This window comes from Microbacterium sp. DWRC1-3, assembly GCF_049896645.1.
Classification (GTDB): domain Bacteria; phylum Actinomycetota; class Actinomycetes; order Actinomycetales; family Microbacteriaceae; genus Microbacterium; species Microbacterium maritypicum.
In genome coordinates, this window is record NZ_JAFCUS010000002.1 from 839,348 (window position 1) to 860,414 (window position 21,067).

Annotated in this window: 20 protein-coding genes; 9 read left to right on the top strand and 11 right to left on the bottom strand. The window is 68.4% G+C overall.

Annotated features, from left to right (window positions below; translation table 11 throughout):
* Window positions 1-63: 63 nt before the first annotated feature.
* A complete protein-coding gene (locus tag ACP699_RS16700) occupies window positions 64-831 on the top strand; it encodes an SDR family NAD(P)-dependent oxidoreductase (protein ID WP_426172374.1) in 768 nt (255 codons plus the stop codon).
* Window positions 832-892: 61 nt separating this feature from the next.
* Window positions 893-1,708 (top strand): SDR family NAD(P)-dependent oxidoreductase, encoded by an 816-nt coding sequence (locus ACP699_RS16705; RefSeq protein ID WP_055870699.1) that lies wholly within the window; start codon window positions 893-895, stop codon window positions 1,706-1,708.
* A gap of 29 nt (window positions 1,709-1,737) precedes the next feature.
* Here ACP699_RS16705 and ACP699_RS16710 read toward each other — a convergent pair whose 3' ends face one another.
* The 8 genes from ACP699_RS16710 to ACP699_RS16745 all read right to left on the bottom strand — a co-directional run bounded on the left by ACP699_RS16710 (window position 1,738) and on the right by ACP699_RS16745 (window position 9,450).
* Window positions 1,738-2,388: an HAD-IA family hydrolase gene (locus tag ACP699_RS16710; RefSeq protein ID WP_426172376.1), complete on the bottom strand. Its 651-nt coding sequence runs from the start codon at window positions 2,386-2,388 to the stop codon at window positions 1,738-1,740.
* Between the two features lie 45 nt (window positions 2,389-2,433).
* Entirely contained in the window at window positions 2,434-3,126 is a 693-nt protein-coding gene (locus ACP699_RS16715) for an ABC transporter ATP-binding protein (protein WP_426172378.1), read from the bottom strand.
* The gene (locus tag ACP699_RS16720) at window positions 3,123-4,895 is read right to left on the bottom strand and encodes an ABC transporter permease subunit (RefSeq protein ID WP_426172381.1); all 1,773 of its coding nucleotides are present in this window, start codon (window positions 4,893-4,895) and stop codon (window positions 3,123-3,125) included. Before ACP699_RS16720 ends, ACP699_RS16715 begins: the two co-directional genes overlap by 4 nt.
* A complete protein-coding gene (locus ACP699_RS16725; protein WP_017828407.1) occupies window positions 4,882-5,742 on the bottom strand; it encodes a branched-chain amino acid ABC transporter permease in 861 nt (286 codons plus the stop codon). The genes ACP699_RS16720 and ACP699_RS16725 overlap by 14 nt, the downstream gene beginning before the upstream one ends.
* An 82-nt stretch (window positions 5,743-5,824) precedes the next feature.
* Complete coding sequence (locus ACP699_RS16730) at window positions 5,825-6,997, bottom strand: ABC transporter substrate-binding protein (RefSeq protein WP_426172384.1); 1,173 nt, start codon at window positions 6,995-6,997, stop codon at window positions 5,825-5,827.
* Window positions 6,998-7,111: 114 nt separating this feature from the next.
* Complete coding sequence (locus tag ACP699_RS16735) at window positions 7,112-7,501, bottom strand: nuclear transport factor 2 family protein (RefSeq protein ID WP_055870712.1); 390 nt, start codon at window positions 7,499-7,501, stop codon at window positions 7,112-7,114.
* A 24-nt stretch (window positions 7,502-7,525) separates the two neighbouring features.
* A complete protein-coding gene (locus ACP699_RS16740) occupies window positions 7,526-8,314 on the bottom strand; it encodes a MoaF C-terminal domain-containing protein (RefSeq protein WP_426172386.1) in 789 nt (262 codons plus the stop codon).
* A gap of 179 nt (window positions 8,315-8,493) precedes the next feature.
* A complete protein-coding gene (locus ACP699_RS16745; RefSeq protein ID WP_017828411.1) occupies window positions 8,494-9,450 on the bottom strand; it encodes a helix-turn-helix domain-containing protein in 957 nt (318 codons plus the stop codon).
* 114 nt (window positions 9,451-9,564) lie between these two features.
* On the opposite strand from ACP699_RS16745, the gene ACP699_RS16750 reads away from it, so the two are divergent.
* Window positions 9,565-10,680, top strand: a complete 1,116-nt coding sequence (locus ACP699_RS16750; protein WP_055870721.1) for a DUF998 domain-containing protein — start codon at window positions 9,565-9,567, stop codon at window positions 10,678-10,680.
* Window positions 10,681-10,696: 16 nt separating this feature from the next.
* Here ACP699_RS16750 and ACP699_RS16755 read toward each other — a convergent pair whose 3' ends face one another.
* Window positions 10,697-11,623: a spermidine synthase gene (locus tag ACP699_RS16755; protein ID WP_426172389.1), complete on the bottom strand. Its 927-nt coding sequence runs from the start codon at window positions 11,621-11,623 to the stop codon at window positions 10,697-10,699.
* Between the two features lie 92 nt (window positions 11,624-11,715).
* On the opposite strand from ACP699_RS16755, the gene ACP699_RS16760 reads away from it, so the two are divergent.
* The 3 genes from ACP699_RS16760 to ACP699_RS16770 all read left to right on the top strand — a co-directional run bounded on the left by ACP699_RS16760 (window position 11,716) and on the right by ACP699_RS16770 (window position 16,407).
* Window positions 11,716-13,539 carry an ABC-F family ATP-binding cassette domain-containing protein gene (locus ACP699_RS16760; RefSeq protein WP_055870727.1) on the top strand — a complete coding sequence of 608 codons (1,824 nt, stop codon included), beginning with the start codon at window positions 11,716-11,718 and terminating at the stop codon, window positions 13,537-13,539.
* A gap of 40 nt (window positions 13,540-13,579) precedes the next feature.
* Complete coding sequence (locus tag ACP699_RS16765) at window positions 13,580-15,364, top strand: Na+/H+ antiporter (protein ID WP_151487147.1); 1,785 nt, start codon at window positions 13,580-13,582, stop codon at window positions 15,362-15,364.
* A gap of 65 nt (window positions 15,365-15,429) precedes the next feature.
* Entirely contained in the window at window positions 15,430-16,407 is a 978-nt protein-coding gene (locus ACP699_RS16770; RefSeq protein WP_426172392.1) for an NADP-dependent oxidoreductase, read from the top strand.
* Window positions 16,408-16,493: 86 nt separating this feature from the next.
* Here the strand turns inward: ACP699_RS16770 and ACP699_RS16775 are convergent, their stop codons facing one another.
* Window positions 16,494-17,159, bottom strand: a complete 666-nt coding sequence (locus ACP699_RS16775) for a hypothetical protein (RefSeq protein WP_302791333.1) — start codon at window positions 17,157-17,159, stop codon at window positions 16,494-16,496.
* Between the two features lie 240 nt (window positions 17,160-17,399).
* On the opposite strand from ACP699_RS16775, the gene ACP699_RS16780 reads away from it, so the two are divergent.
* The 3 genes from ACP699_RS16780 (at window position 17,400) to ACP699_RS16790 (ending at window position 20,114) form a co-directional block, all read left to right on the top strand.
* On the top strand, window positions 17,400-18,311 hold the full coding sequence (locus ACP699_RS16780) for a MetQ/NlpA family ABC transporter substrate-binding protein (RefSeq protein ID WP_275093599.1): 912 nt from the start codon (window positions 17,400-17,402) through the stop codon (window positions 18,309-18,311).
* A 100-nt stretch (window positions 18,312-18,411) separates the two neighbouring features.
* Window positions 18,412-19,455, top strand: coding sequence for a methionine ABC transporter ATP-binding protein (locus ACP699_RS16785; protein ID WP_055877590.1), 1,044 nt, complete (start codon window positions 18,412-18,414; stop codon window positions 19,453-19,455).
* The gene (locus tag ACP699_RS16790) at window positions 19,455-20,114 is read left to right on the top strand and encodes a methionine ABC transporter permease (RefSeq protein ID WP_021198776.1); all 660 of its coding nucleotides are present in this window, start codon (window positions 19,455-19,457) and stop codon (window positions 20,112-20,114) included. The genes ACP699_RS16785 and ACP699_RS16790 overlap by 1 nt, the downstream gene beginning before the upstream one ends.
* Here ACP699_RS16790 and ACP699_RS16795 read toward each other — a convergent pair.
* The gene (locus ACP699_RS16795; protein WP_426172396.1) at window positions 20,101-21,054 is read right to left on the bottom strand and encodes a pseudouridine synthase; all 954 of its coding nucleotides are present in this window, start codon (window positions 21,052-21,054) and stop codon (window positions 20,101-20,103) included. The two genes, ACP699_RS16790 and ACP699_RS16795, sit on opposite strands and share 14 nt — an antisense overlap.
* Window positions 21,055-21,067 lie beyond the last annotated feature (13 nt).

Consider the following 21,067-nt stretch of genomic DNA (forward strand, 5'->3'; position numbering starts at 1 on the left):
CCGTGATGACACCGCCGTCCTCCTGCCGCACCGCCGGTGCAGCGACGGCCTGCGAAGGACGAGATGGATCTGCAGCTGCACGCCAGGACGGTCCTGATCACGGGAGCCGGGAGCGGCATCGGCCGCGCCACGGCCCGCCTCCTGGCGCAGGAGGGCGCCCGCGTGGCGCTGCTCGACCGGGACAGTGCCGCCCTGGACGCCACCGCCGACGTGGTGCGGGCATCGACCGGGCCGGCGCAGGAGACGGTTCGCGTCGTCGCCGACGTCACCGACGAGGCGCAGGTGCGCGCAGCCGTGTCCGCCGCGGTCGCGGCCCTCGGCGGGCTGGATCACGTCGTGTGCTGCGCGGGGGTGTCCGGTCCGGTCGGTTCACTGATCGAGGACACCGACCTCGCCGCCTGGAACGCCGTGCTCGCGGTCAACGTGACGGGGCCGTTCCTGGTGCTCAAGCACGCGCTCCCCGCTCTGCGCCTCGCGGTCGACGCATCCGTCGTCCTGCTCGCCAGCGATTCGGCCTCCGTCGCCTCTCCCGGGATGGCGCCGTACTGCGCGTCCAAGGCGGCGCTGGTGCAGTTCGGACGCGCGCTGTCGGTCGATATCGCAGGCGCCGGGATCCGTGTGAACTCGGTCGCTCCGTCGATCGTCGACACGCCGATGAGCCGCGGCGATCTGGGCGAGGCCGCCCTCGACGATCCGGCGTTCCCCGTCCAGACGGCGGATGAGGTGGCCGCGCACGTGGCCTACCTGCTGTCGCCGCATTCCAGAGCCGTGAACGGCACGACCCTGATCAGCGACTTCGGGTACACGGCCCGGTCGGGATTCCCCGCCTGACGCGACCGCGTCAGCGAAGACCATCGCGCGCACGCGCGTCGGAGAGAACACAGGAGAAGACATGGGACTCGTGGTCGGATCGAGCGTCTCGGGGCGCGTCGTCGTCATCACCGGAGGGGGCACCGGCATCGGCGCCGCGATCGCCGAGCGCTACGCGGCGGAGGGAGCGCACGTCGTGGTCGTCGGCAGGAGGGCGGCGCCCCTGCAGGAGGTGGAGCGGGCGGTCGGTGCAGTGCCCGTCATCGCGGATGCGGCGGACACCGCCTCGGCGAAGGCGGCGGTCGCCGAGGTGCTGGCCCGCTTCGGGCGCATCGACGTGCTGGTCGCGAACGCCGGGGGCCACGGATTCTCACCGGTCGGCGACACCGACGATGCGAGCTGGGAGGCCGCGATCCGCGCGAACCTCACCACTGCGTTCACGATGGCGAGGGAGGCCCTTCCCGCCCTGATCGAGGCGAAGGGGCAGATCGTGATCGTCTCCTCGCTCGCCGGGCTCTTCGCCGGTCCTTCGGTGGCCGGCTACACCGTGGGCAAGCACGCCCTGATCGGTCTGACCCGCACTCTCGCGCGCGACTACGGTCGGCACGGCGTCCGGGTCAATGCGATCTGTCCCGGCTGGGTGCAGACACCCATGGCCGATGACGAGATGGACGAGTTCGCCTCGCACGCGGGTCTCGGATCGCGCGAGGAGGCGTACGCCGCAGTGACGGCCGACGTGCCGCTGCGGCGCCCGGCCCGCCCGTCCGAGATCGCCTCGGTGGTGCGCTTCCTCGGCTCAGGGGAGTCGTCCTACATCACGGGCGCCGTCATCGTGGCGGACGGCGGCTCTCACGTGGTCGATGTGCCCACGATCGCGTTCGATCACGCGGGGATGTAGTCGCCGGCACCCCTGACGGCGCGGGGGTCTCAGCCGATCGTGAGCGTGAAGCCGTCGCCTTCGGCGTCGATCTTCACCTGCGTCAGGTCATCGACGAGGAAGGTGGGCTCGTACGCTGCGGCGTGCGGTCCGACCCCGATCACGCGCATCCCGGCCGCGAGCCCCGCGCGGATGCCGGCGCCGGAGTCCTCGAACACGACGCAGTCGGCGGGGGAGACTCCCAGCAGCTCGGCGCCCCGGAGGAAGCCTTCCGGGTCGGGCTTGGACGCGGAGACGTTCTCCGCGGTGACCGCGAGGGTGGGGACGGTGAGTCCGGCCTGGCGCATCCGTGCCGTCATGAGGGCGACGTTCGCCGAGGTGACGATGGCATGCGGGAACGGCTCGAGGGTGTGCAGCAGGGCGTCCGCTCCGGGGATCATGATGACGCCGTCCACGTCTTCCGCCTCGTTCGCGAGCATGACGTCGTTCTCGCGCAGGTTGATCGCGTGGTCGCGTTCGGGCAGCATGATCGCCATGCTCTGGTGCCCCTGGCGGCCGTGCACCACGCTCAGCACCGTCTCCGGCGCGATCCCGTGCGGCTCCGCCCACGCCAGCCAGAGCCGTTCGACGACCGACGTCGAGTCGACGAGGGTGCCGTCCATGTCGAGGAGGGCGGCGCGGGCGTGGATGATCTCGGTCACCCCTTCAGGCTAACCCCACTACCGCTCAGCGCGAGGACGCGGCGCTCAGCCGCCGAGGTAGGCGCGGTGCAGCAGCTCGGGGTCGGCCTGCAGCGCCTTCGCCGTCCCCTGGAAGGAGACGCGCCCTCCGGCGACGACCACCGCCTCCTCGGCCAGTCCGAGGGCGAGCTGGGTGAACTGCTCGACCAGCAGCACGCCGACACCGGACTCGGCGATCGACTGCACGATCGGCATCAGCCGCAGGAACACCACGGGGGCGAGCCCGAGCGACATCTCGTCGATGAGCAGGATGCGGGGTTTCGCGGCGAAGGCGCGGGCGAGCACGACCATCTGCTGCTCCCCGCCCGACAGCAGGGCGGTGGGCGCGTCGATGCGCTTCTCGAGCTCGGGGAACTGCGCCAGCACCGCGTCGAACTCCGACGGGGTGCGCGCGGTGAGCGAGATGTTCTCGCGCACCGTCAGCGAGGGGAACACCGCTCGCCCCTGCTCGATGTGCACGATGCCGCGGCGCGCCCGCGCCACGCGGGAGAGCTTGTCGATCGGCTCTCCATCCAGGGCGATCGTGCCGGCGGAGTGGGGAGTCACCCCCGACACCGACTCGATCAGACTCGTCTTGCCCGCGCCGTTGGGACCGACCAGCGCCAGCACCTCTCCGCCGGCGACCCGCAACGAGACGTCGGAGATCACGGGCCCGGCGCCGCGGCTCACCGTCACGGCGTCCAGTACGAGTTCGCTCATGTCAGAAGCTCCGTCTCTCCCATGTACGCCTTCACGACGTCGGGGTTCGCGAGGACCTCGGCCTGCGGTCCGCTCGCCAGCACCCGACCGAAGTCGAGCACGGTCAGGGTGGGGCATACGGAACGGACGAGATCGAGGTCGTGCTCGATGATGATCAGGGCGACGCCGTAGCGTGCCGGCAGGTCGCGCAGCCGCGCCGCGAGCGCCAGGTGCTCCTCGTGCGAGAGGCCGGCGGCCGGCTCGTCGAGGATCAGCAGACGGGGACGGGCGGCCACGTTCGCGGCGACCTCCACCAGTCGACGCGTACCCACATCGACGCTGGAGAGGCGCGCGCGCGAGGACGGGCATCCGAAGAACGCGAGCACCTCGTCGATGTCGGAGGTCGCCAGGCGGCGCCGGGCCACGAAGCGCACGTAGGCGCCGACCGTGAGAGCGGGCGGAACCCGGTCCTGCTGGAAGGTGCGCCGCAGACCCCGTCGCGCGCGACGGGTGGGGGAGAGCCCCGCCAGATCGCGGTCGCCCAGCAGCACGCGTCCGCCGTGCTTGGGCAGGAACCCGCTGATCGCATCGACGAAGGTCGATTTCCCGGCTCCGTTGGGTCCGATCAAGCCCATGATCGATGCGGCCGGCACGTGGAACGAGACGTCGTCCAGTGCCTTCAGAGCGCCGAACTGCACCGTGAGCCCTTCCACGGTGAGCACGGGCGCGCCGCTCAGAGCAGCCTCATCGACCGTCGCCGTGGTGGTCGTGGTGATGGCGGCCTCGTCTGCGCCGGCATCCGGCGGCAGGGCGGTGAGCTGCGCGTTCGCTGTTCGCCGGTCCGCACGGCGGTAGAGCAGGTTGCGGATGCCCTGACCCAGGTTGGTGCCGCTGGTGAGAGCCTGCACGCCGAGCACTCCGAAGACGACGAAGCCCCAGTCCTGCGGGATGCCCCAGCGCTTGAGGAGTTCGGGCACCAGCACCCACAGCAGACCGCCGAAGATCGCCATGTCGATCAGGTGGGCTCCCGACATGATGGCCAGCACGTAGAGGGCGAGGGACTGCAGAGGCGTGAAGCTCGATGCGAACGGCAGCTGCACCTGTCCGGCGAGCAGCCCGCCGGAGATGCCGCCGAGGGCCGCCGACACCGCGAAGGCGGTCAGCTTGGCCGTCTGCACGCTCTGCCCCGCAGCGGCCGTTCCGCGCTCGGAGAACGCGACGGCCTTCCAGCTCGAACCCCAGCGTCCCCGCTGCAGGAAGAACACCCCGAGTGCGCAGACCGCCAGCACCACGATGGAGAGGAAGAAGAACTGCCGGTCGTTCGAGAACATCGCTGGCCGCTCGATGGCCGTGCCCTCGGAGGAGCCGGGGAACTGGATCTGCACCAGGGTGACATCGGCGGCCGCGGCGAATCCGAGGGTCACGACTGCGAGGTTCACACCGCGCAGGCGCAGAGCGGGAAGTCCGACGAGGATGCCGACGAGGCCGGCGGCGATGCCGCCCAGCACAAGCCACAGGATGAACCCGCCGGGCGCCTGCATCACGTTCAGCAGCGACACGATCCACGCGCCGACGGCGGCGAAGGTGAGCTGGCACAGCGCGATCATTCCCGCTGAGCCGGTCACGATGCCCAGCCCGAGGATCGCGATCGCGGCGGTGACCGCGCTGATCGCGAGGAAGACGAAGTATCCCGGCAGGGCCGAGCTGAGGATCGCGCCGACCCCGATGCCGGCGAGGGCGACGGCGAACGGCCATGTGACGCGGAACCACGAGCGGTCAGCGAGCGGCATCCCACACCTCCTTGCGCTGCGTCCACAACAGGAGGACGACGATGAACAGGAACGGGAGGAAGTTGCGCACCAGCGCCACCTCGTCGATCTGGGCGACGAGTCCGCCCAGCACCCCCAGGACGAGTCCGCCGACGACAGCCAGGTCGAGACGGCGGAAGCCGCCGAGCAGCGCGGCTGCCGCGGCGGGAACGATGAGCATCGACAGGCTGGTGGCGTCGTTGGACTGCGACGGCGCCACGATGATGATCGCGATCGCGCTGATCACCCCCGTGACGAACCACACCGCGATCGAGAGCGGTCGGGAGCGGATGCCGAGCAGTTCCGCCGTCGTCGGACGCTCGGAGAGGGCGCGCAGCTGCGTTCCCACCCTGGTGCGCCGCAGGACGATCCGGACGGCGACCGCGGTCACGATCGCCATAGCGACGGTCGCGACGGTGACCTGGCTGACCACGACGCCGCCGATCGAGAACGCGGGACCGGCGATGATCGGAGCGAACGGCTGCGGCTTGTTGCCGAACAGGATGAACGACATCGAGATCAGTAGCAGGAGCGGTCCGACCGTCATCGCCGAGCGGGTGGTCGTCGATGCCTCGGACAGCCATGTCGCCGCGATGAAGCCGATCGCCGCGGCGAGGAGGCCTGCCACGAGCACACCGAGCACGGAGCCGGCCCAGATGGGCAGTCCGAGCTCGCGCACCAACCAGACGGCCGTGAAGCCGCCGAACATGCCGGTCGCAGCCTGGGCGAAGTTCACGACCCGCACCAGACGCGACATGAGCGTCAGACACACGCCGAGAACCGCGTAGAGGCCGCCGGCGGCGAGTCCGGCGATGGCGCCTTGCAGCATGGGGCGTCCTTTCTGTTCCGAGGGGGAGGGGGAAGGGCCTGCCGCCGGTAATGCGCCCGGCGGCAGGCGGTCTGTGGGGCTACTACTCGCCGATGCGGAGCCAGTCGTCGGCGACCTGCTCCCAGGCGTGGGTGCCGGACTTGAGGATGATCGGCCAGCCCGCGGTGTTCTGCGTGCCGAACGCGTAGGGGGTGCCGACCATCGGGTTCTCGATGGGGTCCATGCTCTTCAGCGCCGCCGACACGCTCTCGCGGGTGATGTCGCCGTCGATGCCCTTCAGCACCTCGATGAAGTAGGTCGCCGCGAGGTAGCCGCCCTGGCTGAACGAGGTGAGCGGGATGTCGTTGTCCTCCATCAGCGTGCGCCAGTCGGCGTTGATCTCGCTGTCGTCGGTGAACGGGTAGAACTCGGCGGGCACGTAGATGCCGGCGCCCGCGTCATCGATCGCCTCGGCGAAGTTCTCGCTGTAGACGCTCGTCAGGTACAGCCAGGTCACGTCGTCCCAGCCCTGTGCGTTGGCGGCCTTGACCTGTCCGATCGCGTCGGGCTCGACCGGGTTGATCGCGAGGGCCTTGCAGCCCTGCTCGCGCGCCTTGACGATGTAGGGGGTGTAGTCGGATGCACCGTACGGGACCGTGTCGTCGACGTACTTCGGCTCCTTGCCGGTGATCTCGGACCACTTGTCGATCGCGGCCTGGTAGGTCGGACGGGTGGAGCCGGCGATCTCGAGCAGGATGCAGATGTCGTCGAGCCCGAGCACCTCCGACCCGTACTGCAGTGTGAGGGTCATGTCGTTGAAGGGGCCGACATTGGCGGGCGAGATGTTCTCGCTGTCGAAGCACCCCGTGTCCACGCCGATTCCGGGCATCGACAGGATGCTCTCCTGCTCGTAGTACTTGGCGTTGATCTCGCACTCGATCAGACTCGCGGAGCCGACCAGGGCCACGGCGCCGTCGCTGCCCACCAGCTCCCGGGCCGACGCCGTGGCCGTCGCCGGGTCACCCTTGTCGTCGAGGGTCTTGTAGTCGATCTTGCGCCCGTCGAGTCCGCCGGCGTCGTTGAAGGCGTCGAAGACGGCGGCCGCGGCCTGCGAGGCCTCGGGGAACGTCGCCGGTCCACTGATCGTGTTGATGGACCCGACCACGATCGGGGCGCCTTCGCCTCCGCCGGATCCGTCGTCTCCACCGGCGCAGCCGGCGAGGGCGAGGGCTGCCACGGCGATGAGTGCCGCGGTGCCGGATGCTCGCTTGTTCATGTGATTCCTGCCTCTCGTGTTCGGGTGGTGCTGTGTGTTCGGGTGGTGCTGTGCGTTCGGGTGGTGCTGTGTGTGGGTGATGCGGTGCGGGCGGTGCTGCTGGAGGTGCGGGACTCAGTCGCGCAGGGCGCGAGCCACGAGCTCGGTGTCGGTGAACTGCTCGAATGCGACGACCTCGCCGTCGGTCAGGCGCCAGACATGGGCGACCCGCGCGGCGAAGAACCGCCCGGTGCGCCGGAACGTGCCGGAGTAGGTGCCGATTCCCACGACCACGTCTCCCGCGTCGATGACCTCGTCGATCGCCACGGTGTAGTCGTCCCAGTCCTCCTGGATCCGTCGGAAGACGTTCGCGGCGACGGCATCGGGACCGATGTACGTCCCCGCGTAGGGGAAGCCCGCGGCCTCGGTCCACCGCACGTCGGGCGCGAACGGCGCGAGCATCCCGTCGAGGTCGCCGCGGTCGCTCGCCGCGTAGTGCTCGCGGATGATGTCGGCGTTGCCCATGGTGTGTCCTCTTCTCGTCGTCGGTCAGACGGGCTGTGCGTCGGGGTAGGAGACAGACCCGAGCGGATAGATGTGGCCGCCGGCCCGCGAGTGCTCGGAATCGCCGTCGCCGTTGAGTCCGAGGAAGATCCCTGTCGTCATCAGCTGGTAGCCGAGGTCGTGCAGCCAGACGCTCGCTACCGCGATGCGGAACTCGCGGAAGCAGAACAGATACAGCCCGTCGGCGAACTTCCACACCGTCGACAGATCCATGTCGCCGTGACCGCGCTGCACGCCCTCCAGGCACTGCCACGCGTAGCGCTGGCTCGACACGTACACGTGCTCGTACAGGTGGTGCGGGCTGTAGCGGTAGATGTTGCGCTTGCCGATCAGGTCGCGGCTGGGACCGGGGACCTCGCCGGTGACCGGCCCCGCATCCGTCGTCGCCGCCCAGAAGTCCTGGCCGACCTGCGGTGTGCCCTCGACGGCCTCTGCCGCGATGCGGGAGCGGATGACGGTCGCGCGATTCGTGGTGGAGGAGATCACGAGGGTGAGCGCCTCGCGTTCACGGCTCTCGAACGGGATGTTGACGAACACCACGTCGTCGCGCACGCGGACGGCGTCGTAGGGGTCCCGGCCGGAGGTGCCCAGGCCCTCCCACGTCACGGCGTCCTCGTCGAAGCGGAGCGCGAGGGTGCCGCCGTCGTCGAGCGTGAGGGTCAGCGACGTTCCGGCCAGCGGAATGCTCGGCAGGCGGAAGGTGTCGATTCCGGCGGCGAACTCGTCGTAGGTGCGCCATTCGTCGAGTGCCGGGTCGGTCGTGATGTCGGTCATGCGGGTCCAGACGTCGCACGCGGCAGGGCTTCTTCGCCCCGGGCACCGCGTCGTCGCGATGCGCTTGCCTCATGCTCCGTCCGGCGTCGCCCGGCGCTCAAGATCACGGCACCCATCCCGCGCCGAGAGTCAACCGGCGTGCCGTACCGGGCAAGCGGTGGCTCCCGGCGAGCGGCGGCTCAGTGCGCCGCGCGGTACTCGCTGGGGGAGATCCCGAACGCCGACTTGAATGCGCGGCTGAAGTGCGCGGCGTCGACGAAGCCCCAGCGGGCGGCGATCGCGGCGACGGGCCGGTCGGCGAGCATGGGGTCGAGCAGGTCGCGCCGGCACTGCTCGAGGCGACGCGTGCGGATCCACGTCGACACCGTGACGCCCTGCTCCTGGAACAGTCCGTGCAGGTGGCGGGTGGAGATGAAGTGGGCCGAGGCGATCGTGGCGGGACCGAGGTCGGTCGACGCCAGATTGCGGTCGATGTAGGAGCGGATGCGCTGCACGAGGGCGCGGTGCGGGTCTGCCGAGACGCCGTCGAGGCCGAGCTCGCGCGTGAAGACCGTGGAGACGAGGTCGAGGGCGCTGTGGGCGAGGCGGGCTCCCGTGGTGCCGGCGAGTTGGTCGAGGTTGCCGGCGAGCTGCGTCAGGTACGGCACCACCATGCCGCCCAGGCCCTCCTGGCCGGAGATGCGCACGGCGGTGAGCTGGCCGACGACGTCGGGGGGCAGGCTGATGAGGTGCTTCGGGAACATCACGACCATCGTGCGGAACCCCTCGTCGAAGACGAGCGAGTAGGGACGATCGGTGTCGTACACGGCGAGATCACCGGCCTGGAGCACGGCTTCCCGGTCGTCCTGGATGAGCAGACCGGTGCCGGCGAGCATCAGGCTGAGCTTGAAGTACGAGCGGTCGCTGCGGGCGATCAGCTCGGGCGTGCGCTCCACGACGTGCGAGGTGGCGCGCACCTCTGTCACATGGACCTCATCGACCGACGCGCCGCGGATGACGCCGCGGAAGTGGTCCGGCCCTGCCGTGGAGACCTGCAGCGGGACGAACGACTCGGAGACCGCGGCGCGGAAATCACTGATGTTGCGCGCGACGAGAGTCGATACCGATTCGGCAGGAGCAGCGGGTGCACCGTTCATGACTGATCACCTCGGGTGGTGGAACGACGACGTTGTATACGATCCGTTCCGTGATGCTACCACCGGCTGCGGCCGAAGTGCTCGGCTCCTATGATGTGGTCGGGAAGGACGACGATGAACGCTCTCGCGAGCAGGGTCATGCAGGTGCTGCGTCAGGTGCGCGGTCCGGAGACAGCGGAGGCCGTCTTCGAGGCGACCGCGCTGATCGTCGGCGCCGGCTTCTTCGTGGCGGGCTTCGTGATCGGACTCCCTGTCTTCTGGGGTCACGAGCTGGCGATCAGCGGCAGCGGGTCGATCGGCGTCTTCGCTGCATACGGTGGTGCGATCACCGCGGTGATCGCCTTCGCCCTCGGACGCGTCGCGGTGCGACCGGCGCAGCCGAACCCGCAGCAGGCACGCGACGGATTCAGCGTGCCGGGGGATCGGCTGCGGTGGTACGACCTCACCGCCATCGCCTTCGCCCACGCGGCGATCGCGTATCTGGGCTGGCTCGGCATCGCGGAGCTCCTCGAACGGAGCTTCACCGACGCTCCGGTGTTCCCGTTCCCCGGCGCGATCCTGGTGGCGGTCGCCTTCGCATTGACCGGATATGTCTCGTTCCTCAGCGCCGTCGCCCTCACCCCGATGGTGTTGTCACTGGTGCTCGCGGTGTTCCTCGTGGTCGGCGCATTCGCGAGCATGCTCGCATCCAGCGACGTGCACTGGTGGCGCGATAACCTCTCGGCGCTGGGGATGAGCACGAACAGCGCATCGGTCGCGTTCAACGTGACACTCGTCATCGCCGGCGTCATGATCACGACGATCTCCCGGTACGCGACCGCCGGGCTCCCGGCCGAGAGCGCCGACGACCGTCGTGGGCGTTTCATGGTGCGCGGCGGTCTGATCCTGATGGGGATCTTCCTTGCGTGCGTCGGCATCTTCCCCGTGGACGAGTTCTTCCTCCTGCACAACACCGTCGCGACGGGCATGGCCGTCGTGTTCGGGATCGTCGTGGTCGGACTGCCGTGGTTCCTGCCGACCATCCCTCGCGTGTTCGTGGCCTTCGGATGGATCTATGTGCTGGTGATCGTCCTGCTCGCCGCCTTCTTCGCGGTCGGCTACTACAACCTCACCGCGGTCGAGTTGATCGCAGCCGTGCTGATCTTCAGCTGGATCATCGTCTTCCTGCGCACGGCGGGATCGGTCACAGCCCCCGCCGTCACGGACGGTGCGTCAGCGGAGGCGAGCTGAAGGAATCGTCCTCGCCTTAGTCCCAGATCGGGTCGTCGGGGTCGGGGGAGTCCGTGCCGTCGGCGTCGGTCATGATGCGCGCTTCGGCGATCCACGACGTCAGGGAATCGTCGTGGAGCATGTGCGGTCGCGGTGAGCCGAGAAGGTCGGGGTTCGTCACGACGTCCAGCGGCTCATCGCTGGCGAAGATGACGACGTTGCCGAGTGGCCCTTCGTCATCTTCCGGTTCTGCGTCGAGAACGACCGCGATGTGGTCGAACACGGAGCTCAGCGTGGCAGCCTGTCGTCGTGAGTACTCGAACGGGTGCCCGTCGAGCAGGTTCACCGCCACGATTCCATCTGACGCGGAGCGCGCGGCGACGCGGCGGTAGAACTCCTGGCTGGCCACGCGATGCCGGATGACCGCGGCATCCCACAGATCGACGACGGTGAAGCGCGCATCCACCCAATCGGTGTCGACCGCGGTGCTGCCCGCTGCCGCCGCGTCGAGCGCCGGGGATGGGGATGACGGCGCCGACGATCGCTTCCCGTCCGGAAGATCCGCGTCGGCGACCGCTCGCGCATCGCCGAAGATGACTCGCAGATCAGCGCTGGGGGGCAGGGGCAGCGCGGCGATCACCGCGGCATAGAGAGCGGGCTCGAACTCGACCGCGAGCTGAGGCGATCCGGCACGCGTGGCCTCGACGTAGCGCGCGAGCGTGAGTGCTCCGGCCCCCAGATGCACGGTGAACAGCGGTGCACCGGGTTCGGCCGCGGCATCGATCGCTCTGGCGATGTGCTGGATGTAGGCGTATTCGAGTGAGGTGGGCTCGGTCATCGAGACGACGGACTGCGGAATCCCATCGACGCTGAGCTCGAAGCGACCGGGTCGCCTCTTCGACTCCATCAGCTTCGCCTTGCGATTGTCGAGCATGAGCGAGAACACCCGGCGATTCCTTGGCACCCGTCGATCCTAGATCGGGCGACGTCGGTCGGAGGCCACCCTGCCGGGCGACGGCGGGCCGGATCCCCGCACGCGGCTACCCTGGAAGGAACATGGCACATCTTCTCGGCGCTGAGGCGCTCCACCTCGAATATCCGACCAGGGTCGTCTTCGACTCCGTGACCCTCGGCATCGAGGAGGGCGACCGCATCGGCATCGTCGGCCGTAACGGCGACGGCAAGTCGAGCCTCCTCGGCATGCTGGCCGGCATCAAGGAGCCGAACTCCGGCCGCGTCACCGTGCGCGGAGGCACGCGGATCGGCGTGCTCGATCAGGCCGACAACCTGCCGGACGATCTCACGATCAGCGCCGCGGTGGTCGGTGACACCCCGGAGTACGAGTGGGCGGGCGACGCGCGCGTGCGCGACGTCATCGAAGGACTGCTCACCGACCTGCCGTGGGATGCCGAGATCGGATCCCTCAGCGGTGGTCAGCGGCGCCGGGTCTCGCTCGCGAAGCTCCTCACCGGCGACTGGGACGTCATCGCGCTCGACGAGCCCACCAACCACCTCGACGTCGAGGCGATCACCTGGCTCGCCGGGCACCTCAAGAAGCGCTGGTCGCCGAACTCGGGGGCCCTCATGGTCGTGACCCACGACCGGTGGTTCCTCGACGAGATCAGCACCGAGACCTGGGAGGTGCACGATCGCATCGTCGAGCCCTTCGAAGGCGGCTACGCGGCGTACATCCTGCAGCGCGTCGAGCGCGATCGCATGGCGGCCGCGACCGAGGCGAAACGTCAGAACCTCGCCAAGAAGGAGCTCGCATGGCTCCGCCGCGGCGCTCCCGCCCGCACGGCGAAGCCCAAGTTCCGCATCGACGCGGCCAACGAGCTCATCGCCGACGTGCCCGAGATCCGCGACAAGGTCTCGCTGCAGTCGCTGGCCGTCTCGCGCCTCGGCAAGGACGTGGTCGATCTCCTCGACGTCGGTGTGACCTACCCGACGGCGGACGGCGGCGAGAAGGTCGTGCTGCGCGATATCGAGTGGCGCATCGCGCCGGGCGAGCGCACCGGCATCCTCGGCGTGAACGGTGCCGGCAAATCCACGCTGCTCGGACTCATCTCCGGCACCGTGGAGCCGACCGTCGGCCGGGTCAAGCGCGGCACGACCGTGAAGGTGCAGACCCTCACGCAGCGGCTCGACGAGCTCACCCAGCACTGGAACGACCCGGTGCGCGTGATCATCTCGGGCCTTCGCACCTCGTACACGATGGGGGCCGGCTCCAAGGCGCAGGATCTCACCCCGGGGCAGCTGCTCGAACGGCTCGGGTTCGACTCCGCCCAGCTCTCCACTCCGGTCAAGGACCTCTCGGGTGGCCAGCAGCGCCGTCTGCAGCTGCTGCTCGTGCTGCTCGACCAGCCGAACGTGCTGATCCTCGACGAGCCGACCAACGACCTCGACACCGACATGCTCGCCGCGATCGAGGATCTTCTCGACTCCTGGTCCGGCACGCTCCTCGTCGTCAGCCACGACCGGTACTTCCTGGAGCGCGTCACCGACCAGCAGTACGCGATCCTCGACGGTCACCTGCGCCACTTGCCCGGCGGGGTCGACGAGTACCTGCGGCTGCGCCACCTTCAGGCCTCCACGGGGTCGAAGCAGACCGCGACGGCCGCCGCGACGGCGACGGCGACGGCTACCGCCAAGGGGCTCGACGGTGCGGCCCTGCGCACGGCGCAGAAGGAGGTGTCCGCTCTCGAGCGTCGCATCCAGAAGCTCACGCAGCAGGTGAACGCCGCCAAGACCGCGCTGGCCGACCACGACCAGTCCGACTACGAGGGTCTCGGCGACCGGATGAAGAAGATCAGCGAGCAGCAGGCCGAGATCGAGGAGCTGGAGCTGCGCTGGTTCGAACTCACCGAGGAGATCGGCTGACGGAGGAATATCCTTCTCCCAACGCTGTTGGGAGGTAGGGATGGAAGGCCTCGAAGTAACAGTCCTGCTCGGACTCACGATTCTCGTCGGAACCCTTATCGCCCCGCGCGTGCGTCTCGCGCTGCCCCTCGTCCTGGTCATCTTCGGGCTGCTGCTGGGCTTCGTGCCGCAGCTGCGCGAGGTGCAGCTGCCACCCGAGACGGTGCTGCTGCTGTTCCTGCCGGTGATGCTCTTCTGGGAGAGCCTCACCACGTCGCTCCGGTCGATCCGGCGGGACTTCCGCTACATCCTCCCGATGAGCACCGTGCTCGTGGTCGCCTCGGCGTTCGCGGTCGCCGGCATCGGGGTGCTGTTCGGGATGCCGTGGGAGATCGCCCTCATCCTCGGGGCTGCGGTGGCTCCCCCCGATGCCACGGCCGTCGCCGCCCTCGGGCGCCTGCTGCCGCGCCGCATGTTCATGAAGCTCAAGGCCGAGAGCCTGACCAACGACGGCACGGCCCTGGTGCTCTACGCGATCGCGGTGTCGCTCGCGCTCGGCGGTCAGATCACCCCGTTGTCGGTCACGCTCGACGTGCTGCTGTCGTATGTCGGCGGCATCGCCGGGGGCGTCGTGGTCGCCGGCCTCGGCTATCTGCTGCTGCGGCGCACATCGTCGACGATCGTGATCAACGTCGCTCTGCTGCTGATCCCGTTCACGGCGTTCCTCGTCGCGGAGATGGTGCATGCCTCCGGCGTGCTCGCGGTCGTCGTGGCCGGACTCATCGTCGCCTACGTGGCGCCTCGTGTCACGACCGCCTCGTCGCGACGGCAGGCGGATGCGGCCTGGCCGTTCGGCGTCTTCCTGCTCAACGGCGCCCTGTTCGTGCTGATCGGCCTCGAGGTGCAGTACGTCGTGCACGAGATCTCGGCGGCGGCGATCGGGCGCCTCGTGCTCCTCACCCTCGCCGTGTGGGTGACGCTGCTGGTCGTGCGCTATCTGTTCCAACTGCTCAACGTGCTCGTCCAGCGTCCGGCCGGCCCTCGTCCGGCTCCCGGCGCTCGGGCGCGGGCCAGGGTCGTCTCCACGGTCGCCGGCATGCGCGGTGCCGTGTCACTCGCGATCGCGCTGTCGGTCCCCGCTGCCGTCACCGAGGGCGGGGCCGTCAACGGGCGCGATGAGATTGTGTTCGTCACCGCCGGTGTCATCCTCCTGAGTCTGCTCGTGCAGGGTCCGCTCCTGCCCGCCATCGTGCGGTGGGCGCGGTTCCCCGTCGATCATGTCGAGGACGAGGAGTACGAGCTCGCGGAGCGGGCGATCTCCGGGGCGGCGCTCGCCGCGCTCGACGACCTCGCCTCCGAGCACGGCGTCGGGCAGGAGGTGCTCGACCACGTGCGGTCCGAGGGGTATCGGATGCTCGAGGTCGCGAACGCCCGCGCCCTGGCCCGCGAGCAGGCTCTGGTCGATGCGGAGGCCGATGCGCTCGACGAGATGCTCGGCGAACCCGACCCGCTCGGCGCCGGAACCGCGGGACCGACCCGCCCCGTCGCCCCAGGGGCGGATCAGGATTCCGGCGGCGGCACCGCGCAGATCGCGGCGGCCGACGCCACCGACGGCGCGGTGCTGCAGATCATCGCCACTTCGGCGGACGTCGATCTCGCCCAGCGCTCGCCGCTGATCCGCCACGACGAGCACACGCGACTCAAACTCGCCCTCATCGACCGCAAGCGCGAGGTGCTGCTGGGGCTGCGCGGCTCCGGCACCGTCGATGACATCGTCGTGCGCCGCATCTCAGCCCGCCTCGACCTCGAGCAGGTGCGCCTGCAGGGGATCGAGGAGTACGACTGAACGTCGGCGGCAGCGAGCCCCGGCACGACGATCGGCGAACCCCGCCGAGGAAGACGAGGAGTGGGATGTCCACGACCATGAGAGCCATCGTTCTCGACCGGTTCGGCGATGAATCCGAGCTGCGCGAGCGTTCCGTCCCGACTCCGACGGTGGGGGAACACGACGTGCTCATCCGCGTCGATGTCGCCGGCGTCGGGTCCTGGGATCGGGTCGAGCGCGAAGGCCACTTCGAAGGGTCCTTCGGCGTCCCCTCGACGTTCCCCTACATCCTCGGATGGGAAGGTGCGGGAATCGTCGAGGATGTCGGCGCCGAGGTCATGCGCTTCACGCGGGGAGACCGCGTCTACGCGGCGTCGATGCCCGTGCCGAGAGGGGGGTTCTATGCCGAGTACGCCGTGGTCGATCAGGAACACGTCGCACTCGTACCCGAACGCCTCACGAACGAGCAGGCGGGTGTTCTCGCCTGGGATGCGCTGACCGCCGCCAGCGGACTCGACGTGATCGATGCCAGACCCGGAGACACCGTGATGATCTTCGGTGCGAGCGGAGGGATCGGTCACCTCGCGGTGCAGCTGGCGAAGCATCGCGGGCTCCGGGTCCTCGCGGTGGCCTCAGGACGGGACGGGGTATCGCTGGCCGGAGGCCTCGGTGCCGATGTCGCCGTCGACGGTAGGCGGGACGACGTGCTGGCGGCCATCGAGAGCTTCGCTCCGGATGGCCTCGACGGCGCACTCGTCACCGCCGGAGGTCGGGCGGCCGAGGATGCGCTGCGCGGGGTGGCATCGACGGGGCGCATCGCGTGGGCGCACGGCGTGAATCCGCCGCCGTCGGCCGACCTCGTCGAACGCGTGTCGTTCTACGACGGCGACCGCAGCCGGGAGGCGCTGCTGCGTCTGAACGAGGTCATCGAGTCCAGTCTCATCGCCCCGCACGTGGCGCAGGTGTTCGAAGCTGATGACATCGTGACGGCGCACCGGGCGCTGCGAGGCCATTACGTGGGAAAGCTGGCGTTGCGCGCACCGCGCTCCTCGCGCCCGCTGTGATGCTGTGTGCCGCATGACTCCGCGTGTGCGGTGAGGGAAGGGTCCGAGTGTGCGAACACGGCTCGGACCCTTCCCTCACTGCGGGATCAGATGCCGGATAGGTCGACCCAGTGCGTCAGCTTCAGCCACGCACTGCCCGTCCCCGAGAGCTGGTACTTCACCTCGGCCAGCACCCGAGGGGAGGTGAGAGAGTTCTGCGGTGGCTTGATTTGGAAGCCCCATCCGGTGTTGTAGCTATAGCTGTTCGCCGTTGGCGCCTTCTTGATGATCGACGGCACTCCGCCGCCGCTGTAGATCTCCACCTTCCGGTCTTTGAGTCCGAACCCAGGGTCGGGCGTCCAGCTCCCCGTGACCTTCTCTGTCCGAATCTGATCGCCCTTCAAGGTGTACTGGATCGTGATCGACGACTTGACCGAACCGTTGTCATGATTCCCGCCGACTGACGACCGCGGGGCGATGGCGCCCGGCTTCGTCGAAGCAGCTGATGATTCGGTCGAAGGGATCCGCGCTTCGATCGTGGCCGACGTGCTGTTCGTATCCACGGGTATCTGCTCCGACTGCTGATACACGATCGCTCCGGTCCTCACATCGGTGACGACGATTGTCGAGTTCGCGTATAGATGCTCCTCTGTCGCCGCGTGAGCGGTGGCAGGCAGTGAGAAGGACAGAAGTACCGCGGTGGCCGTGGCGAGTGCGACTTTCTTGCGTGTTTTCATGACGTCTCCGGTCGTTGGATCGGTGCCGGACGGCACCGACACTCTTTCGAGTGCGTCGAGCAGAACACACGGTGCGGTTGCCGTCGCCGACTGTTTCTCACCGTCGCCGCCTGTGTCGTTCGATGACGGTCGGCCAGGGCGCAGGCGCGCGCGGTCGATTCGAGTCGGATGGAAGACGGTCGACCCGCCGCTGTGACGCCGTGTGACATTCGATTCCGCCTGCGTCGCGCGGCCTGCCTAACGTATTCGAGTCCCCCAAGAGAGGAACTCCTTCACATGTCACGCCGCACCACTTCCATCCTGGCCGCACTCGCCGCGGTCCCGCTCTTCGTCGCGCTCACCGGGTGTGCCACGGGGTCGTCCGATGCCGGATCCGGCAGCGAGGGATCGTCGGAGAACGAGGTCGTCAAGATCGGCGTCGTCGGCGAGAGCGATCCGCAGTGGCCCGCGTTCGTGGATGCGGCTGCGGCGGAAGGCATCACCGTCGAGCTCGTCGATTTCGGTTCGTACGAGCTTCCGAACCCCGCGCTGAGCGAGGGCGAGGTGGACCTCAACCAGTTCCAGCACATCGTGTATCTGGCGCAGTACAACGAGGCGTCGGGCGATGACCTTGCTGCGATCGGTTCGACGCAGATCTACCCGCTGGGCCTCTACTCGACGAAGTACGACTCCGTGAAGGACATCCCGGAAGGAGAGACCGTCGCTGTGCCCGATGACGCCTCGAACCAGGCCAGGGCGCTGCTGGTGCTGCAGGCGGCCGGGCTCGTCGATCTGAAGGACGGCGGTACCGCGTTCTCGGATCTCGCTGACGTCGATGAGAGCAAGTCCAAGGTCAAGGTCACAGCGCTGGAAGCGGCCCTCACCCCTGAAGCCCTGCCCGATGTCGCAGCGGCCGTCATCAACAACGACTTCGTGGAGGACGCAGGACTTTCGTTCGATGACGCGCTTTTCACCGACGACCCCAAGGACCCGAGCGCGCTGCAGTATGTGAACATCTTCGCGTCGCGCGCTGAAGACGTCGACAACAAGACCTACCTCAAGCTGGTGGAGATCTTCCAGACCGACAAGGGCGTGCAGGAAGGCCTGGCGAAGTCGTCGGGCGGCACCGGTGTGACGCTTCAGACTCCAGCCGACGAGCTTGCATCGCTGCTCAAGGATGTCCAGAAGGACGTTGCCGCCAACGGCTGATCAACGTGACCTGAGAGAATCGGGCGACGCATGAGCGTCGCCCGATTCCGCATCTTCAGGTCGACCACGCCCTTCTCCCCTCTCAAGACCGGAGCACCCCATGCCGATCGTCTCCCTCGAGAATGTGTCGAAGAAATACCCATCCCCGGCGGCGGCCGACGAGCAGATCACGGCGGTCGACGACGTCACGCTGCAGATCGATCAGGGTGACGTCTACGGCATCATCGGCTATTCGGGGGCCGGCAAGTCGACCCTCGTGCGTCTCATCAACGCGTTGGAGCCTGCCTCCGAGGGGCGTATCACCGTGGACGATGTGGAGATCACCGCTCTCACGGAGCGGGAGCTGCGCCGCGTGCGCAGCGGAATCGGAATGATCTTCCAGCAGTTCAATCTCTTCTCATCGAAGAGCGTGCGGGCGAACGTCGCGTACCCGCTCAAGCTCGCCGGATGGTCGAAGACCGACATCGAGGCGCGAGTCACCGAGCTGCTCTCCTTCGTGGGTTTGAGTGACAAGGCGCGGTCGTACCCCGAGCAGCTCTCCGGCGGTCAGAAGCAGCGCGTCGGCATCGCCCGCGCCCTCGCCACGAGGCCGGCGATCCTCCTCGCAGACGAAGCGACCAGCGCGCTCGACCCGGAGACCACTCACGAGGTGCTGTCGCTGCTCAAGAAGGTCAACGAGGAACAGGGCGTGACGATCGTCGTCATCACGCATGAGATGGACGTCATCCAGACGATCGCGACGAAGGTCGCCGTCATGGACCGCGGTCGCGTCATCGAGCAAGGCGACGTGTTCGAGGTCTTCTCCAACCCGCAACACGCGGCGTCGCAACGCTTCGTCGGCACGGTCGTGAAGGGGGTACCGTCTCCGTCCGAACGTGCTGTGCTCCGCGAGCGCCACGATGGACGCCTCGTGACGTTCTCGTTCCGTGACGGCGGTCCGTCCCAGGCCCAGGTCTTTCTTCAGCTCGCCGACGCGGGACTGGAATTCGAGCTGGTGTTCGGGGGAATCAACGACATCCGCGGGCGTGCCTTCGGGCACCTCACTCTCGCGATCCGCGGCGAGGACGGAGTCATCGAGCGGACGCTCGCGAGCATCGCCCAACATGTCGACGTGTCCGACATCGACAGCGAGGAGGTGCGCTGATGGATCGTCTCATCGAGCTGGGGCCGGAGTTCTGGACGGCTGCTGTCGAGACTCTCTACATGGTCTCTCTCACGCTGGTGCTGGGCGGCCTGCTGGGCGGCCTGATCGGCGTCGGTCTGTATCTCACTCGGCCGGGAGGGATGCTGCAGAACCGCGCTGTCTCCGCGGTGCTGAATCTCTTCATCAACTTCTTCCGCCCCATCCCGTTCGTGATCCTGATCACGGTGCTGATCCCGTTCTCACGCTTCATCGTGGGCAGCGGCATCGGCACGAACGCCGCGATCGTCGCGCTGGTCGTGGCATCGATGTTCGCGATCGGTCGTATCGTCGAGCAGCACCTCGTCGGGGTGTCGCCCGGAGTGATCGAAGCTGCCCGTGCCATGGGAGCTGGCCCTTGGCGCACGCTCTTCACCGTCGTGATCCCTGAGGCACTGGGCCCGCTCATCCTCGGATACACCTTCGTCATCGTCGCGCTCATCGACATGACCGCAATGGCCGGTTACATCGGCGCCGGCGGACTCGGCAATTTCGCGTTGACCTACGGCCGTCGTCAGTTCGAGCCCGTGGTGATGTGGGCTGCCGTGCTGCTCATCGTCGTCTTCGTGCACGTGGCCCAGACGCTCGGAACGCGCCTGGCGCGCAAGGTCATGCGCCGCTGACGGGATCTTCGCTGACGGGATCCTCTCCGGCGGGCGCGTGCTGCAGCGTACGCCGCGTGGTGAACACCCGCTCCTCGCGGCTCAGCGGATCGATGAACCGCAGCTCCCGCGCGAGCAGTTGCAGGGGGCGGTCGAAATCGTCGGGCAGGTCCTCGAGCAGCTCGGGGTAGAACCTGTCGTTGAGGATGCCGATGCCGAGGGCGGCGAGGTGCACGCGCAGCTGGTGCATCTTCCCGCTGTGCGGTCTGAGCAGGGTGTGCACCACGCGATCGTCGCTGCTGATCAGCGCGATCAGCGTCTCGGCGTTCGGCTCCCTGGTGTCGTCGACCTCCACCCGCACCTGGGCCCGCGGCTTCTCGATGTGGTTGCGATACACGAGGGGGAACGAGGGCAACTCGCCGCCCTCGGGGAGTGCGGAGACCGCCTCGTAGACCTTCTGCACCTGCCGGTTCTCGAACATCAACTGGTAGGCACCGCGGGTCGCCGGCCGTGTCGAGAACATCAGCAGCCCGGCGGTCGCACGGTCCAGGCGGTGGATCGGCGCCAGGTCGGGATTGTCGAGGAGATTGCGCAAGCGCACCAGCGCCGAGTTCTGCAGGAACTTGCCGCCGGGAGTCGTCGGCAGGAAATGCGGCTTGTCGACGACCACGAGATGCTCGTCCTGGTGCAGGACCTCGATCTCGAAGGGGATCCGCGTCTCGACAGCGGGTTCGCGGTAGTACCAGACGAATTCGACGCTGCCCAGCGGGGCGTCGCGAGGGACGGGGGAGCCGTCGGCCCGCACGATCTCGCCGCGGTCGAACCGCGCGAGCAGACGCTCGGGATCCATGTGGAAGAAGCGCTCGACCATGTAGGCCGCGGCGGTGGGCCACGGCCCGGTCAGCGGCACGTGCAGACGTGTGGCTCCCACGCCGTCGCGCACAGGGAGGGGAGAAGGCATGCCCATCAGATGC